This is a genomic window from Achromobacter sp. EG18, from assembly GCF_059759395.1.
This window is the reverse complement of sequence record NZ_CM186213.1, coordinates 4,112,382-4,127,285: the sequence shown is the minus strand read 5'-3', so window position 1 is coordinate 4,127,285 and position 14,904 is coordinate 4,112,382. Positions and strand designations below refer to the sequence as shown.

Here is a 14,904-nt window from a genome sequence, read left to right as displayed (position 1 = left end):
TGAATATTACCTGAATTACGTTTGTTCTCTGAGGAGGAAGGCCTTGATTTACATAGGATTTGGATGGATTCGATGGCCGCCGGCCTGACCGTTCTGTACCGCGGCCGCCCGTCTCAATGCCACAGCAGCGCGTTCATGGCTTCGACCAGCCGATTGCGGTAACGCGGCAGCAGCGCCTGGACGCGGGCCTGGCGTTCGGCCCATCCGGCCGGCTCGGCGCCGGCCGCGATACGCGGGGCCGCCCAGATCGGATCCGGAAAGTGGCGGTCGCCACGCCAGCGCGGAATGACGTGCCAGTGCAGGTGCGGCACCATGTTGCCGAGCGATGCCAGGTTGATTTTGTCGGGCGCCAGGATCGCTTGCTGTGTTTCCTCCACCACGTACACGGCGCGCATCAGCAGATCGCGGCCATGGGTCGACAGGCTGGTCATTTCCGCCAGATGCGCATTCCAGACCACGCGGGTGAAGCCTGGGTAGTCGGGATCATCGACTTCGATCAGGCGCAGGTGCGGTCCACGCCACAGCAGTGTGCCGCCATCGGTCTGGCACAGCGGACAGTCCGGATCGCGCGCGCTCACGGCAGCACCTTGCGGTATTGGACGAAGCCGGAGCGGTCGGCAATGCGGTCGTACAGCTGCATGGCGGTGGCGTTGGTCTCGTGGGTCAGCCAGTACACGCGGGCGCAGTTGGCGGCGGCGGCCTGCGCATAGACGTGTTCGATGAGCTTGCGACCGGCGCCGGTGCCGCGGGTGTCCGGTTCCACGTACAGGTCCTGCAGATAGCAGTAGTCGCCCGCGGTCCAGGTGGAGCGGTGGAAAATCCAGTGCACCATGCCGACGGCCTTGCCGCTATCGTAGGCCAGGGCGGCGTGCACCGGTTCGGCCGGGTCGAGGAAGCGGGCCCAGGTGTTGCGGGTGACGGCGTCGGCGATGTCGACGCGGTAGAAGTCCTGGTAACCCTTCCACAGGGGCAGCCAGACGTCAAAATCGGCGGCGACGACGGGGCGGATTTCGGCGGAGCTCATGGCGCGTGGCCTCCTTGGGGTCAGAGTTGGTTTTCCAGGGTTTCGACGATGTGCCGCAGCACCTGCAGGCGAGCGTAGCGCTTGTCGTTGGCCGACACCAGATGCCACGGGGCATGCTTGACGTCGGTGCGGGCCAGCATCTCGTTGGTGGCGGCCGCGTATTCCTTCCACTTGTCGCGGTTGCGCCAGTCGTCGGGGGTGATCTTGAAATTCTTGAACGGCGATTTCTCGCGGTCCTTGAAGCGTTCGAGCTGCACGTCGGCGGTGATCGCCAGCCAGAACTTCAGCACCAGCGCGCCGCTGCCCGCCAGTTGCGCCTCGAAGTCGTTGATTTCGGCGTAGGCGCGGCGCCAGTGCGCCGGCGGGGTGATCTTCTCGACCCGTTCGACCAGCACCCGGCCATACCAGGAGCGGTCGAAGATGGCGATGCGGCCGCGCCGCGGCACGTGGCGCCAGAAGCGCCACAGGTAGGGGCGCGACAGCTCGTAGCTGTTGGGCGCGGCCACCGGCGTGATGTCGAACTGGCGCGCGTCCAGCGCATGGGTGATGCGGCGGATGGCGCCGCCCTTGCCGGCCGCGTCCTGGCCCTCGAACACCAATACCAGCGAGCGTTCCTGGAACTTCTTCGAGCGCGCCGCGCGCGCCAGCCGGCCTTGCAGCAGGCCAAGCTCGGACTCGTAGTCTTCACGGTCGAGCTTGGCGTCATAGTCCAGCTGGCCGAGCCGGTCGAGAATGCGGGCCGGGCCGGTATGGGCCACGAACGTTGGCGGAATGCGCGGCACGGTCTGCTGGCGCATGGCGGCCAGGACCGCCTCGGCGGTGCGCGCGGCGCGCATGTTCTCGTCGGCGCTGGGAATCACCACCCAGGGCGCATGGCCGCTGTCGGTGTGATTGATGACGACCTGGCCGCTGTTGCGGATGCGGTCGTACTTCTTGTACACCTTGAGATCGACCGGGCTGACCTGCCACGAGGTTTCGGGACTGGCCAGCAGGCGCTTGGCGCGCGCCCGCTGGGCGTCGGACGACAGGTGGAACCAGAGCTTGAGTATTTGCACGCCCTCGGCCGCCAGCATGGCCTCGAAGCGCCGGATGGCGACCGATTGCGCCTCGATGTTGTCCTGGTTGGGTTTCTTGCGCGCGGCTTCGCGGATCAGCGGCGTGTACCAGGAACCGAAGACGATGCCCGTGCTGCCCTTGGGCGGCAGGTCTTTCCAGTAGCGCCACATCGGCGGGCGTTCCAGTTCATCGCCTTCCGGCGGACCATAGGCCAGCGTCCTGATGTGACGCGGGTCCATCCACTCGTTGAGCAGGTTGACCGTGGCGCCCTTGCCGGCGCCATCGATGCCGGCCACCACCACCAGCAGGGATTTCTCGGCCTTCTGCAGGCGCTGGTACTGCGCATTGAGCAGCGCGACGCGCAGCTTGGCCTCCAGCGGCTTGAAGGCTTCCTTGGACAGGACGGGGTCGGCTTCGGCTTCGGCGAACATGGGAGGTTCCGTCGGATCGGCAATCTTGTGACCGGCCGATCTTGCGGGATATCCCGGCGGCGCGCAAGTGCGCGCCCGGCCGTGCCGCCGCGGACGTCGGCTAGAGCGCGTCGACGGGGATCTTGAGGTAGCGCACGCCGTTGTCTTCGGCCGGCGGGAAATGGCCCGCGCGGATATTGACCTGGATGGCGGGCAGGATCAGGGTCGGCATGGACAGGGTGGCGTCGCGCCGGGTGCGCATGGCGACGAAGTCGTCTTCGCCGATGCCGTCGCGCACGTGGATGTTGGCGCGGCGCTGCTCGGCCACCGTGGTCTGCCAGGCGGCCTCGCGCCCGGCGGGCGGATAGTCATGGCACATGTAGAGGCGGGTGTCGCCGGGCAGGTCCAGCAGGCGCCGTATGGAACGGTACAACTGATGGGCATCGCCGCCGGGGAAGTCGCAGCGCGCGGTGCCGACGTCGGGCATGAACAGGGTGTCGCCGACGAAGACGGCGTCGCCGATGCGGTAGGCCATATCCGCCGGCGTGTGGCCGGGTACGTGCATGGCGCGGGCGGTGAGGGCGCCGATCCGGAAGGTTTCGCCATCGGCGAACAGGCGGCCGAATTGCGAACCGTCGAGTTGGAATTGGGGTTCGAGGTTGAAGATCTTCTTGAATACGCCCTGCACGGTGCGGATGCTCTGGCCGATGGCGATGACGCCGCCCAACTGGCGCTGCAGATAGGGAGCGGCCGACAGGTGGTCGGCGTGGGCGTGGGTTTCCAGCAGCCATTCGGTGCGCAGTCCGTGTTCGCGCACATAGGCGATGACGCGGTCGGCGCTGGCGGTGGTGGTGCGGCCGGACTTGGGGTCGTAGTCCAGCACCGAATCGATGATGGCACAGGCGCCGCCCGCCACGGGCTCGTGGACCACGTAGGTGACGGTGGCGGTGACCGGGTCGAAGAAGGCCTGGATATGCGGGTTCATGAGAGGGGGTGCCGGGAGCAAAGGAGGGGGCGCAGAACAATATATATTTTTCAATAATATTGTTGGATAGTTTATCCGTCAATATAATGATCAAACTCTTTCCCGCCGATTGATCCCCATCAAATGCTGACTGCCCTGAACGATTGCGAAGTCGCCGCGCTGCGCGAATCCGCCTCCCAGGCCTGCGCGCTGCTCAAGGCGCTGGCCAACGAAGACCGGCTGCTGCTGCTGTGCCAACTGGTGCAGGGCGAGCGCAACGTCGGTGAACTGGAATCCCTGACCGGCATCCGCCAGCCGACGCTGTCGCAGCAGCTGGGCGTGCTGCGCGACGAAGGCCTGGTGAGCACGCGGCGCCAGGGCAAGTACGTGTATTACCAACTGGCCAGCTTCGAGGTCAACCAGGTCATGAAGACGCTGTCCAGCCTGTACTGCGGCCGCGCGATGGCGGCGCTCGCGTCATGATCGACCTGTCCGCCTTTACTCCCGCAAGCGCGCTTGCCGGCGGCGCGGTCATTGGCGTGGCCGCTGTCCTCATGATGCTGGGCGCGGGCCGCATCGCAGGCATCAGCGGCATCCTCGGCGGGCTGTTGCCACCTGATCGAAACGCCGGCTGGCGTCTGGCGTTTCTGCTGGGCCTGTGCCTGTCGCCCTGGCTGTATCGGTTGGGCAGCGCGCTGCCGCCGATCGTGGTGGAAGCGGGCAATGCGCGGCTGATCGCGGCTGGCCTGCTGGTCGGCATCGGCACGCGTTACGCGTCGGGGTGCACCAGCGGCCACGGCGTCTGCGGGCTGGCGCGCGGCTCGCGCCGTTCCCTGGCGGCGACGGCGCTCTTCATGGCGGCGGGGTTTGCCACCGTGTATGTCGCGCGGCACCTGATGGGAGGCTGACATGGTGGCCTTGTTCGCGTTTCTCGCGGGATTGGTGTTCGGGCTGGGACTGCTCGTTTCCGGCATGGCCAATCCCGCCAAGGTGTTGGGCTTCCTGGACCTGGCGGGAAGCTGGGACCCTTCGCTGGCGTTGGTGATGGGCGGTGCGCTGGCCGTGACGGCAGCGGGCTTTGCCTGGTTGCGCCGTCGTCGTGCCAGCCTGTCCGGCGAGCCGCTGCATTGGCCCACGGCCACGCGTATCGATCCGCGGCTGGCGTTGGGCAGCCTGGCGTTCGGCGCGGGCTGGGGGCTGGCGGGTTTCTGCCCCGGCCCGGCGCTGGTGGCGGCGGCGGCCGGCGTGCCGGAGGCCCTGATCTTCGTGGCGGCCATGGTGGCCGGCATGGCGCTGTACTCGGCAATTCAATACATGACGAACCGGCCACCCCGGACCGGTCGATAGCAGGGAGACAAGCATGCAGATGGCAGCACAGGCGCAGCGCGATTTCGATGTGGTGGTGGTCGGGGGCGGTTCAGCGGGCATCGGCGTGACCGCCAGCCTGCTGCGGCGGCGCCCGGACCTGCGCATCGCCGTCATCGAACCCAGCGACAAGCACTACTACCAGCCGGCCTGGACGCTGGTCGGCGGTGGCGCGTTCGATGTGGCCAAGACCGTGCGGCCGACAAGGGCGGTGATGCCGGGCCGCGCCACCTGGCTGCAGGCCGCGGCGGCCGCTTTCGAACCCGAGGCCAATCAGGTCCGGCTGGCGGATGGCAGCGCCGTCAGCTATCAGCAATTGATCGTGTGTCCGGGCCTGCGCCTGGCCTGGGACAAGGTCGAGGGCCTGTCGGAAACGCTGGGCCGCAATGGCGTCAGTTCCAACTACCGCTTCGACCTGGCGCCCTACACCTGGGAGCTGGTGAGCGGCCTGAAAGGCGGCAAGGCGTTGTTCACGCAGCCGGCCATGCCGATCAAGTGCGCCGGCGCGCCGCAGAAGGCGATGTACCTGGCGTGCGACCACTGGCGCCGCAGCGGCGTGCTGGATCGCATCGATGTCGAATTCGACCTGGCCGGCGCGGTGCTGTTCGGCGTGCCGACCTTCGTGCCGCCGCTGATGCGCTATGTGGAAAGCTACGGCATTTCGCTGGCGTTCAATTCGGCGCTGGTGGCGGTGGACGGCCCGGCGCGCAAGGCGTGGTTCGACGTCAAGGACGCCGAGGGGGCGGTGACCCGTGTCGAGAAGTCATTCGACATGCTGCACGCGGTGCCGCCGCAGGTGCCGCACGAATTTCTGCGCCAGAGCGCGCTGGCGGATGCGGCGGGCTGGTGCGAGGTCGACCCGGCCACGCTGCGCCATGTGCGCTACGACAACATCTTCGGGCTGGGCGATGGCATCAGCACCACCAACGCCAAGACCGCGGCGGCGGCGCGCAAGCAGATCGTCACGGTGGCCGAGAACCTGCTGGCGGTGCGCGAAGGGCATGCGCTGCCGGTCACGTACGACGGCTACGGCTCGTGCCCGCTGACGGTCGAGCGCGGCCGCATCGTGCTGGCCGAGTTCGGCTATGGCGGCAAGCTGCTGCCCACGTTCCCGCTGGACCCGACCGTGCCGCGCAAGAGCGCCTGGTTCCTGAAGGCGACGATGCTGCCGTGGATCTACTGGCACGGCATGCTCAAGGGCCGCGAGTGGCTGGCCCGCCCGCTGGGCAATTGAGCCTGCCGTTGCTGGCGGCGCTGTCGCGCCCGGGCTTTGCCGGTCCCGGGCGCGCGCCTTTCTTCTTATCCTTGTTATTCGTAGGTGCGGATGTCGTCGATGACCTTGCCGTCGTTTGGCAGGGAGCCGGCCTCGGCCCATTCCACGTCGCTGCGCAGCTTGGTCACGTCGCGCACCGATTCGGCGATGCGGGCGCCCAGGTCTTCGCCGCGCACGCGTGATTCCACCCGCAGCACCATCTTGTCCGAACCGGTGGTGCCGCTGATCACCAGGCGTGCCCGCAGGATTTCCGGATGGCGGCGCACCACGTCGGCCACCTGCGAGGGATGCACGAACATGCCGCGCACCTTCGTCGTCTGGTCGGCGCGGCCCATCCAGCCCTTGATGCGGGTGTTGGTGCGGCCGCAGGGCGAGATGCCCGGCATCACCGCCGACAGGTCGCCGGTGCCGAAGCGCACCAGCGGGTAGTCGGGGTTCAGCGTGGTGACCACGACTTCGCCCACTTCGCCATCGGGCACGGGTTCGCCGGTGCCGGGCCGCACGATCTCGACGATGATGTCCTCGCCCAGCACCAGGCCCTGGCGCGCCGGCGTCTCGAACGCGATCATGCCCAGGTCGGCGCTGCCGTAGGCCTGGTAGCCCTCGATGCCGCGCGCGGCCAGCCAGTCGCGCAGCGACGGCGGGAAGGCTTCGCCGGACACCAGGGCGCGGCGCAGCGAATCCAGTTTCACGCCGAGCTCGTCGGCCTTTTCCAGGATGATCTTCAGGAAGCTGGGCGTGCCGGTGTAGCCGCTGGGCGCCAGGTCCTGGATCGCGCGCACCTGCTGTTCGGTCTGGCCGGTGCCGCCGGGGAACACGGTGCAGCCGACGGCGTGCGCGGCCGTTTCCATCATCGAGCCGGCCGGCGTGAAGTGATAGGAAAAGCAGTTGTAGGCCAGCTCGCCGGCGCGAAAGCCTGCGGCGTACAGCGCGCGGGCAAAGCGCCAGTAGTCGGCGCGGGCGCTTTCGGGTTCGTAGATCGGGCCGGGCGAGGCGAACACGCGCATGGCTTCGCCCCAGCCGATGGCCGAGAAGCCGCCGAAGGCCTTTTGCGGTCCGGCCGGTTGCGCCGCCTGTTCGCGGCTGTGCTGCTGGCGTTCCAGCAGCTCGTGCTTGCGCAGCACCGGCAGGCGCGCCAGCGCGGCGCGCGAGGTGACCGCGGCGGGGTCGATGCCGCGCAGCTGCTCGGCAATGGCCGGCGCGCGGGCGATGGCGCGGGCGATGGCGCCGGGCAGGGCCGCCATCAGGTCGCGCTCGCGTTGCTCGGGCGCTCGGGTTTCCAGGACATCGAAAAACTCGGACATGGGATCGCACCCTCTCGTGTGCCGTACTGCGGTGTCGTTGCCGGCGGCGAGCCGGACCGCGCCGGCGTCGCCGCTCCAGGGATCAGGCCAGCCAGCGTTTGCGGCGGCGGTAGAACTTGTTGTCGCGGAAACTCTTGCGCTCGCCGCTGGAAATGCCCAGGTAGAACTCTTTCACGTCCTCGTTCTGGGCCAGGTCCTGCGCCGCGCCGTCCATCATCACGCGGCCGTTCTCCAGGATGTAGCCGTAGTCGGCGTAGCGCAGCGCGATGTTGGTGTTCTGTTCGGCCAGCAGGAAGCTGACGCGCTCGCGCTGGTTCAGGTCGCGCACGATCTCGAAGATCTCCTCGACGATCTGCGGCGCCAGTCCCATGGACGGCTCGTCCAGCAGGATCATGTTGGGGTTGGCCATCAACGCGCGGCCGATGGCGGTCATCTGTTGTTCGCCGCCCGAGGTATAGCCGGCCTGGCTGGATCGGCGCTGCTTCAGGCGCGGGAAATACTGGTAGACGCGGTCCAGCGCCGCGCTGGTGTCGCCGCGGCTGAGGTCGCGGGTGTAGGCGCCCGTCAGCAGGTTCTCTTCGATGGTGAGGTGGGCGAAGCAATGGCGGCCCTCCATCACCTGCACCACGCCGCGCTTGACCAGTTCGGCCGGCGACAGCTTTTCGATGCGCTGGTCGCGGTACTGGATGTGGCCCTTGGTGACGTCGCCGCGCTCGCCCTTGAGCAGGTTCGAGATGGCGCGCAACGTGGTGGTCTTGCCGGCGCCATTGGCGCCCAGCAGGGCCACGATCCGGCCTTCCGGCACCTGCAGGGACACGCCCTTGAGCACCAGGATGACGTGGTTGTAGATCACCTCGATGCCGTTCACATCGAGCAGCACCTTGGGGGTGTCGGCGGTAGTAGCGGTAGTCGTTGCTGCGGTCATGGCGGTTCCTGCGGCTTGGTGGCGGCCGACGCCGTGGGGCGCCGGCCGCCGGTTCACATCAGTTCTCGCAAGTGCGGGGCGTGATGTTCTTTTCCTTGGCGTACTTCGCCGCGGCTTCCTTGACCATCGGGTCCAGCAGGGTCTTGTCGGCCTGGTACCAATCCGAGACGACCTTGAACTTGGCGCCGTCCCACTGCACGATGCGGGCCCAGTCGTCACCCTTGTGGTTGCTGCAAGAAGTCTTGACCGGACGCATGATCTGGCCGAAGCCGAGCTGGTTCAGGCGTTCCTGCGTCAGGTTCAGGTTCTCGAAGCCCCAGCGCACCTGGTCGGGCGTGAGCGCCTTGCCCTTGCCGAACTTCTCCTGCGCGGTGCGGATCGCTTCGACCTGCAGCATCGAAATCATCATGCCGCGGGTGTGGGCGATGGTGCCGAGCGTGGTCTTGCCCGTCTTGTCCGAACCCTGGCCCTTGTCGTAGACGTACTTCTTCAGATCGTCATAGACCTTGTCGTGGTCGGCGCCGCTGTTGTGGATGGTGATGGCGTTGTAGCCCTTGGCGACATCGCCCAGGTCCTTGACGTCGCCTTCGGAGCCGGCCCACCAGATCGCGTACATCTTGTCGCGCGGGTAGCCGCTGGCCTGCGCTTCGCGAATGGCGGTGGGCGTCATGATGCCGGCGCTCCACAGCAGCACGTAGGCCGGACGCGCCTGGCGGATCTGCAGCCAGGTGGACTTCTGTTCCACGCCGGGGGCGGTCACCGGATACAGCAGCAGCTCGAAGCCTTCCTTGGCGGCGCGCTTCTGCAGCAGCGGGATCGGTTCCTTGCCGTAGGGCGAGTCGTGGTAGACCAGCGCGATCTTCTTGCCCTTGAGCTTGTCCATGCCGCCTTCTTTCTTGGCGATGTCCTGGATCATCACGTCGGCGGCGGTCCAGTAGGTGCCCAGCAGCGGGAAGTTCCATTCGAACACGCTGCCGTCGACCGATTGCGACAGGCCGTAGCCCATCGTCTCGACCGGCACCTTGTCGACCATGGCCTTGTCGCTGACGGCGAAGGTGATGCCGGTCGATTGCGTGTCGAAGCCCGATGCGCCGGTGCCCTTGCCCTTCAGGCGCTCGTAGCACTCCACGCCGCGATCGGTGGCGTAGGCGGTTTCGCATTCCTCGTAGGTGATCTTGACGCCGTTGACGCCGCCGTCGCGTTCATTGACCAGCTTCAGGTAGTCCAGCTTGCCGTCGGCCCAGGGAATGCCCAGCGGCGCGAACGACCCGGTCCGGTACACCAGCAACGGAACGAACTGCTCTTCCGCCGCCATTGCCGGCGTGGCCACGGCGCCGATGGCGCCGGCTGCGGCCACCAAGGCTGCCGCCAACTTCAGGTTAAGACGCTTCATCTCCATTTACCTCCTGCGTGGTGTTTGGGTCATAAACCCTCGGACACCGGGGTTGGCCCGGTCTGGAGCCGGGTATTCAGGATGTCGGTCGTGGCGCGCATACCGCTACTACCGACGATGATCACAACGGGAGCCGCACCATCCGGGCCGCGGCGGATCCGGCTTTGCCGGTCCCCAGCGGCGCCCCCTTGAGGGGGAAGCGCCGCAGGCGCTTCGGGGGTGGGCCCATCATTAGTGGGGGAACGGCCAGATGCGAAGTTTCTCCTTGCCGATGCTCCACAACCGCGCCAGCCCGTGCGGCTCGGCGATCAGGAAGAACACGATCAGCGCGCCGAACACCATGTGCTCGACGTGCGCGGCGGTGTCCACCGACAGCGACAGGCCCAGCATGTGCGGCACGTTGGTCAGCGCCACCGGCACCAGCACGATGAAGGCCGCGCCGAAGAAGCTGCCGATGATGGAGCCCAGGCCGCCGATGATGACCATGAACAGAAGCTGGAACGATCGCGTCAGGTCGAAGGCCAGCGGCTCCCACGAGCCCAGGTGGATGTAGCCCCACAGCGCGCCGGCCACGCCGACGATGAACGAGCTGACCGCGAACGCGGTGAGCTTGGCGTACATCGGGCGGATGCCGATGACCGAGGCGGCCACGTCCATGTCGCGGATCGCCATCCACTGGCGGCCGATGGCGCCGCGCACCAGGTTCTTGGCCAACAGGCTGAAGACCACCACCAGGATCAGCACGAACAGGTACTTTTCCAACGCGCTCTGCACCGGCAGCCCGAAGGCGGTCAGCGGCGGCACCGAGACGTTGCCCGACGAAGAATAGTTGGTGAAGAACGGAATGCGCAGGAACGCCCAGTCGACGAAGAACTGCGCCGCCAGCGTGGCCACGGCCAGGTACAGGCCGCGGATGCGCAGGCTGGGAATGCCGAAGATGACGCCGACGATGGTGGCAAAGCACCCGCCCAGCAGGATCTGGACGATCAGCGGCATGCCCGGGAAGCGCACGCCGAAGTTCCAGGCGGCATACGCGCCCACCGCCATGAAGGCGCCCGTGCCCAGCGAGATCTGGCCGCAATAGCCCACCAGGATGTTCAGGCCGACGGCGGCCAGCGACAGGATCAGGAACGGAATCAGGATGGCGCGCAGCAGGTAGTCGCTGGACAGCGCCGGGATGGCGATGAACGCCACCGCCAGCAGCAGCCAGATGAAGACGCGGTCCTGGCGGATCGGGAAGATCTGCTGGTCGGCGCGATAGCTGGTCTTGAATTGGCCGTTTTCGCGATAGAACATGTTTGTATCCCAGAGTGCCTGCGGTCAGACGCGGTCGATGATCTTCTCGCCGAACAGCCCTTGCGGACGGAACAGCAGGAATACCAGCGCCAGCACATAGGCGAACCAGATTTCGATGCCGCCGCCCACCAGCGACCCCAGGTAGACCTCGGACAGCTTTTCGCCCACGCCGATGATCAGGCCGCCGAGAATGGCGCCCGGCACCGAGGTCAGGCCGCCCAGGATCACCACCGGCAGCGCCCGCAGCGCCGCGGTCGATAGCGTGAACTGCACGCCGAACTTGGAGCCCCAGATGATGCCGGCCACCAGCGCCACCAGGCCGGCGACGCTCCAGACGATGACCCAGATACGGTTCAGCGGAATGCCGATGGACTGCGCCGCCTGGTGGTCGTCCGCCACCGCGCGCAGGGCGCGGCCGGTGGAGGTGAACTGGAAGAACAGCGCCAGCGCCGCCACCAGCAGTGCGGCGATGACGGCGGCGGTGAGGTCTTCGAGGTTGATGAGCAGGCCGCCTTCGAACACCGAGTCCAGGATCATCAACGGGTCTTTCGGCATGCCGACGTTGATGGAATAGACCGAGCTGCCGAACGCGATCTGGCCCAGGCCGTCAAGGAAATAACTGATGCCCAGCGTGGCCATGAGCAGGGTGGTGGCCTCCTGGTTGACCAGGTGGCGCAGCACGAAGCGCTCGATCGCCACGGCCAGCAGGAACATCACGATGGCGCTGACGATGAACGCCAGCACGTTGGCCAGGATCATGTTTTCGAAGCCGAACCAGCGCGGTAGCCACTCCGAGAAGCGCGCCATCGACAGCGCCGCCACCAGCACCATGGCGCCCTGGGCGAAGTTGAATACGCCCGACGCCTTGAAGATCAGCACGAAGCCCAGGCCGATCAGGGCGTACAGCATGCCGCTCATCAGGCCGCCGAATAAGGTTTCCAGAAAAAATCCCATCATTCGCCCCTTAAGTCCGTGCAGCCAGTGAGTTTTCTCCCTCCCCCTCGGGGGGAGGGTTAGGGGCGGGGGCTGTTGCCTGCGCTTCGGCGTCCTTGGTGACGGCGGCTTCGCCGCCGACGCCAAGGTACGCTCTGATTACGTCTTCGTTGGCGCGCACCTCATCGGGCTTGCCGTCGCCGATCTTCTTGCCGTAGTCCAGCACCACCACGCGGTCGGAGATGTCCATGACCACGCCCATGTCGTGCTCGATCAGCACGATGGTGGTGCCGAATTCGTCGTTCACATCGAGAATGAAGCGGCTCATGTCCTGCTTTTCCTCGATGTTCATGCCGGCCATCGGCTCGTCCAGCAGCAGCAGGCGCGGCTCCATGGCCAGCGCGCGGCCCAGGTCGACGCGCTTTTGCAGGCCGTAGGGCAGGCGTCCCACCGGGGTCTTGCGGTAGGCCTGGATTTCGAGGAAGTCGATGATGTTCTCGACGAACTGGCGGTGCTCGATCTCTTCGCGCTCGGCCGCGCCCAGGCGGAAGGCCTGCGCCAGCAGCCCGCATTTCATGCGCAGGTTGCGGCCGGTCATGATGTTGTCCAGCACGCTCATGCCCTTGAACAGGGCCAGGTTCTGGAAGGTGCGGGCGATGCCCATTTCGGCGGCGCGGCGCGGATTCATGCGCGAGAAGCGCTCGCCGCGGAACTCGATGCCTCCCTGCTGCGGCGTGTAGACGCCGTTGATGACGTTCAGCATCGAACTCTTGCCCGCGCCGTTGGGCCCGATGATGGCGCGGATCTCGTGCTCGCGCACGTTGAAGGAAATGTCCGTCAGCGCCTTGACGCCGCCGAAGGACAGCGAGATGTTCTGCATGTCCAGCATCACGTCGCCGATGCGCTGGTCGCGGTCGTTGTTGCTCATGGTCTCTACGCGGCTCGGGCGGTGATGGCGGGGAACGTCTTGACCGGGCGGATCTTCAGGTCGGCGGAGATCTTGCCGCTGCGGCCGTCCTCGAACTTCACTTCGGTTTCGATGTACTGGGACTGCTTGCCTTCGAACAGGGCGTCGATCAGCACGCCATACTTCTGCGCGATGAAGGCGCGCCGCACTTTGCGGGTGCGCGTCAGTTCGTCGTCATCCGGATCCAGTTCCTTGTGCAGGATCAGGAAGCGGCTGATCTGCGAGGCCGACAGCTTCGGATCGGTGGCCAGGTCGGCATTGACCTGCTCGACGCAATCGGCGATGAGCTGGTAGACCTCGTCCTTGCCCGCCAGGTCGGTATAGCCGGCGTAGGGCAGGCCGCGGCGCTCGGCCCAGTTGCCCACGGCTTCCAGGTCGATGTTGATGAAGGCGCACACGTCCTGGCGGCCGGCGCCGAACGCCACCGCCTCCTTGATGTGCGGGAAGAACTTGAGCTTGTTCTCCAGGTACTTGGGCGCGAACAGGCTGCCGTCGGCCAGCTTGCCGACGTCCTTTGCGCGGTCGATGATCTTGAGCTGGCCGTCGGTGTCCAGGTAGCCCGCGTCGCCCGTGTGGAACCAGCCGTCGGCGCTGCGCGCTTCCTGCGTGGCGTCCGGGTTGCGGTAGTACTCCTTGAACAGGCCGGGGCTCTTGACCAGGATCTCGCCGTTGTCGGCCACGCGGATCTCCACGCCGGCCACCGGCGGGCCGACGGTGTCGTCACGCACCTGGCCGTCCGGCTGCACGCAGACGAACACCGACGTTTCGGTGGAGCCGTAGAGCTGCTTGAGGTTGATGCCGATGGAGCGGTAGAACACGAACAGGTCGGGGCCAATCGCCTCGCCGGCGGTGTAGGCCACTCGCACGCGGCTCATGCCCAGCGCATTGCGCAGCGGACCGTAGATCAGCACATTGCCCAGCGCGTAGCGCAGGCGGTCCCAGGCGTTGACCGATTCGCCGTCCAGGATGCGGGTGCCGACGCGGCGTGCCAGCTTCATGCAGGCATGGAACAGCTTGCGCTTGAGATAACCGGCGTCCTCCATGCGGATCATCACATGGGTCAGCAGGCCTTCCAGCACGCGCGGCGGCGCGAAGTAGTAGGTGGGGCCGATGTCGCGCATGTCGATCGACACGGTATCGGGCGACTCCGGATGATTCACCGTGAAGCCCGTGACCAGCAACTGCGTGTACGAGAACATGTTCTGCCCGATCCAGGCCGGCGGCAGGTAGGCCAGCACGTCCTCGCGGTCGGTCAGGTTTTCCATTTCGGACACGGCCCGGGCGCGGTCGATCAGCGCATGGTGCGTCAACACCACGCCCTTGGGCTTGCCGGTGGTGCCGGAGGTATAGAACATCGCGGCCGCGTCGTGCGGCTGCACCGCGGCCACGGCGCGGGCGAAGAAGTCGGGATGCTGCGCGGCGTACTCGCGGCCAATCTCCTCGAGCCGGTCATAGGACAGCAGCATCGCATCGGAGTAGTGGCGCAGGCCGCGCGGATCGTCATAGACCACATGCTTGAGCGCGGGGCATTGCTCGCGCACTTCCAGCATCTTGTCGACCTGTTCCTGGTCCTCGACCACCGCGACGCTGATCTCGGCGTCCTGCAGCACGTAGACCATTTCCTGGGCCACGGCGTCCTGATAGAGCGGCACGGGGATGGCGCCGAGCGATTGCGCGGCCATCATGGCCATGTACAGGCGCGGGCGGTTCTCGCCGATCACGGCCACGTGCATACCGGGCTGGATGCCCAGCGACGCGAGTCCGTGGGCGACCTGGCGCACGTGCTCCGCCACTTGCGACCAGGTAAGGGTTTGCCAGATACCCAGGTCTTTCTCACGTATGGCGGGCCGCGACCCGCGTACGTCGGCATGCGCGAACAGCAGCGCTGGAAAGGTGTCCAGCGCCGCCGGCATCTGTGCGGATGCGGGCGATGAATGTGCCACGTTGTCTCCTCCGGTTTGGGCGCATCGCGCCCGCTGCCGCGAGACGCGGCG

At 66.7% G+C, this 14,904-nt stretch carries 15 protein-coding genes; 4 read left to right on the top strand and 11 right to left on the bottom strand.

The genetic code is table 11. The features are described from left to right. Window positions 1-113: 113 nt before the first annotated feature. From AC6CR5_RS18890 to AC6CR5_RS18875, 4 genes are all read right to left on the bottom strand, one after another. Window positions 114-578 (bottom strand): HIT family protein, encoded by a 465-nt coding sequence (locus AC6CR5_RS18890; protein ID WP_024070685.1) that lies wholly within the window; start codon window positions 576-578, stop codon window positions 114-116. Continuing rightward, the gene (locus tag AC6CR5_RS18885; RefSeq protein WP_006389822.1) at window positions 575-1,024 is read right to left on the bottom strand and encodes a GNAT family N-acetyltransferase; all 450 of its coding nucleotides are present in this window, start codon (window positions 1,022-1,024) and stop codon (window positions 575-577) included. The genes AC6CR5_RS18890 and AC6CR5_RS18885 overlap by 4 nt, the downstream gene beginning before the upstream one ends. 20 nt (window positions 1,025-1,044) lie before the next feature. Next, window positions 1,045-2,511: a polyphosphate:AMP phosphotransferase gene (pap, locus tag AC6CR5_RS18880; protein WP_006389823.1), complete on the bottom strand. Its 1,467-nt coding sequence runs from the start codon at window positions 2,509-2,511 to the stop codon at window positions 1,045-1,047. Between the two features lie 100 nt (window positions 2,512-2,611). Then, window positions 2,612-3,475 carry an MBL fold metallo-hydrolase gene (locus AC6CR5_RS18875; RefSeq protein WP_047993190.1) on the bottom strand — a complete coding sequence of 288 codons (864 nt, stop codon included), beginning with the start codon at window positions 3,473-3,475 and terminating at the stop codon, window positions 2,612-2,614. 123 nt (window positions 3,476-3,598) lie between these two features. On the opposite strand from AC6CR5_RS18875, the gene AC6CR5_RS18870 reads away from it, so the two are divergent. The 4 genes from AC6CR5_RS18870 to AC6CR5_RS18855 are packed head-to-tail and all read left to right on the top strand — an operon-like array spanning window position 3,599 to window position 6,053. Further along, a complete protein-coding gene (locus tag AC6CR5_RS18870; protein WP_006389825.1) occupies window positions 3,599-3,937 on the top strand; it encodes an ArsR/SmtB family transcription factor in 339 nt (112 codons plus the stop codon). After that, complete coding sequence (locus tag AC6CR5_RS18865) at window positions 3,934-4,362, top strand: YeeE/YedE family protein (protein ID WP_006389826.1); 429 nt, start codon at window positions 3,934-3,936, stop codon at window positions 4,360-4,362. The genes AC6CR5_RS18870 and AC6CR5_RS18865 overlap by 4 nt, the downstream gene beginning before the upstream one ends. 1 nt (window position 4,363) lies before the next feature. Next, window positions 4,364-4,801 carry a YeeE/YedE family protein gene (locus AC6CR5_RS18860; protein WP_054497941.1) on the top strand — a complete coding sequence of 146 codons (438 nt, stop codon included), beginning with the start codon at window positions 4,364-4,366 and terminating at the stop codon, window positions 4,799-4,801. Between the two features lie 13 nt (window positions 4,802-4,814). Next, entirely contained in the window at window positions 4,815-6,053 is a 1,239-nt protein-coding gene (locus AC6CR5_RS18855) for an NAD(P)/FAD-dependent oxidoreductase (protein WP_498084812.1), read from the top strand. Between the two features lie 74 nt (window positions 6,054-6,127). Here the strand turns inward: AC6CR5_RS18855 and AC6CR5_RS18850 are convergent, their stop codons facing one another. The 7 genes from AC6CR5_RS18850 to AC6CR5_RS18820 form a co-directional block, all read right to left on the bottom strand. Next, a complete protein-coding gene (locus tag AC6CR5_RS18850; RefSeq protein WP_498084811.1) occupies window positions 6,128-7,396 on the bottom strand; it encodes a phenylacetate--CoA ligase family protein in 1,269 nt (422 codons plus the stop codon). Window positions 7,397-7,478: 82 nt separating this feature from the next. Continuing rightward, window positions 7,479-8,321, bottom strand: a complete 843-nt coding sequence (locus AC6CR5_RS18845) for an ABC transporter ATP-binding protein (protein ID WP_148317409.1) — start codon at window positions 8,319-8,321, stop codon at window positions 7,479-7,481. A gap of 58 nt (window positions 8,322-8,379) precedes the next feature. Next, complete coding sequence (locus tag AC6CR5_RS18840) at window positions 8,380-9,720, bottom strand: ABC transporter substrate-binding protein (protein ID WP_081089634.1); 1,341 nt, start codon at window positions 9,718-9,720, stop codon at window positions 8,380-8,382. A gap of 225 nt (window positions 9,721-9,945) precedes the next feature. After that, window positions 9,946-11,010 carry a branched-chain amino acid ABC transporter permease gene (locus AC6CR5_RS18835; protein WP_006389832.1) on the bottom strand — a complete coding sequence of 355 codons (1,065 nt, stop codon included), beginning with the start codon at window positions 11,008-11,010 and terminating at the stop codon, window positions 9,946-9,948. Between the two features lie 24 nt (window positions 11,011-11,034). Then, a complete protein-coding gene (locus tag AC6CR5_RS18830) occupies window positions 11,035-11,964 on the bottom strand; it encodes a branched-chain amino acid ABC transporter permease (protein WP_006389833.1) in 930 nt (309 codons plus the stop codon). A gap of 10 nt (window positions 11,965-11,974) precedes the next feature. Next, entirely contained in the window at window positions 11,975-12,871 is an 897-nt protein-coding gene (locus AC6CR5_RS18825) for an ABC transporter ATP-binding protein (protein WP_020925956.1), read from the bottom strand. 5 nt (window positions 12,872-12,876) lie between these two features. Then, a complete protein-coding gene (locus AC6CR5_RS18820) occupies window positions 12,877-14,853 on the bottom strand; it encodes an AMP-dependent synthetase/ligase (RefSeq protein ID WP_020925957.1) in 1,977 nt (658 codons plus the stop codon). Window positions 14,854-14,904 lie beyond the last annotated feature (51 nt).

Excerpts from the sequence above, each read along its gene's own strand:
- AC6CR5_RS18830 (WP_006389833.1), bottom strand. The coding sequence starts at position 11,964 with ATGGGATTTTTTCTGGAAACCTTATTCGGCGGCCTGATGAGCGGCATG.
- AC6CR5_RS18840 (WP_081089634.1), bottom strand. The coding sequence starts at position 9,720 with ATGGAGATGAAGCGTCTTAACCTGAAGTTGGCGGCAGCCTTGGTGGCC.
- AC6CR5_RS18885 (WP_006389822.1), bottom strand. The coding sequence starts at position 1,024 with ATGAGCTCCGCCGAAATCCGCCCCGTCGTCGCCGCCGATTTTGACGTC.
- AC6CR5_RS18825 (WP_020925956.1), bottom strand. The coding sequence starts at position 12,871 with ATGAGCAACAACGACCGCGACCAGCGCATCGGCGACGTGATGCTGGAC.
- AC6CR5_RS18870 (WP_006389825.1), top strand. The coding sequence starts at position 3,599 with ATGCTGACTGCCCTGAACGATTGCGAAGTCGCCGCGCTGCGCGAATCC.
- AC6CR5_RS18850 (WP_498084811.1), bottom strand. The coding sequence starts at position 7,396 with ATGTCCGAGTTTTTCGATGTCCTGGAAACCCGAGCGCCCGAGCAACGC.
- pap (WP_006389823.1), bottom strand. The coding sequence starts at position 2,511 with ATGTTCGCCGAAGCCGAAGCCGACCCCGTCCTGTCCAAGGAAGCCTTC.
- AC6CR5_RS18845 (WP_148317409.1), bottom strand. The coding sequence starts at position 8,321 with ATGACCGCAGCAACGACTACCGCTACTACCGCCGACACCCCCAAGGTG.
- AC6CR5_RS18855 (WP_498084812.1), top strand. The coding sequence starts at position 4,815 with ATGCAGATGGCAGCACAGGCGCAGCGCGATTTCGATGTGGTGGTGGTC.
- AC6CR5_RS18860 (WP_054497941.1), top strand. The coding sequence starts at position 4,364 with ATGGTGGCCTTGTTCGCGTTTCTCGCGGGATTGGTGTTCGGGCTGGGA.
- AC6CR5_RS18865 (WP_006389826.1), top strand. The coding sequence starts at position 3,934 with ATGATCGACCTGTCCGCCTTTACTCCCGCAAGCGCGCTTGCCGGCGGC.
- AC6CR5_RS18875 (WP_047993190.1), bottom strand. The coding sequence starts at position 3,475 with ATGAACCCGCATATCCAGGCCTTCTTCGACCCGGTCACCGCCACCGTC.
- AC6CR5_RS18835 (WP_006389832.1), bottom strand. The coding sequence starts at position 11,010 with ATGTTCTATCGCGAAAACGGCCAATTCAAGACCAGCTATCGCGCCGAC.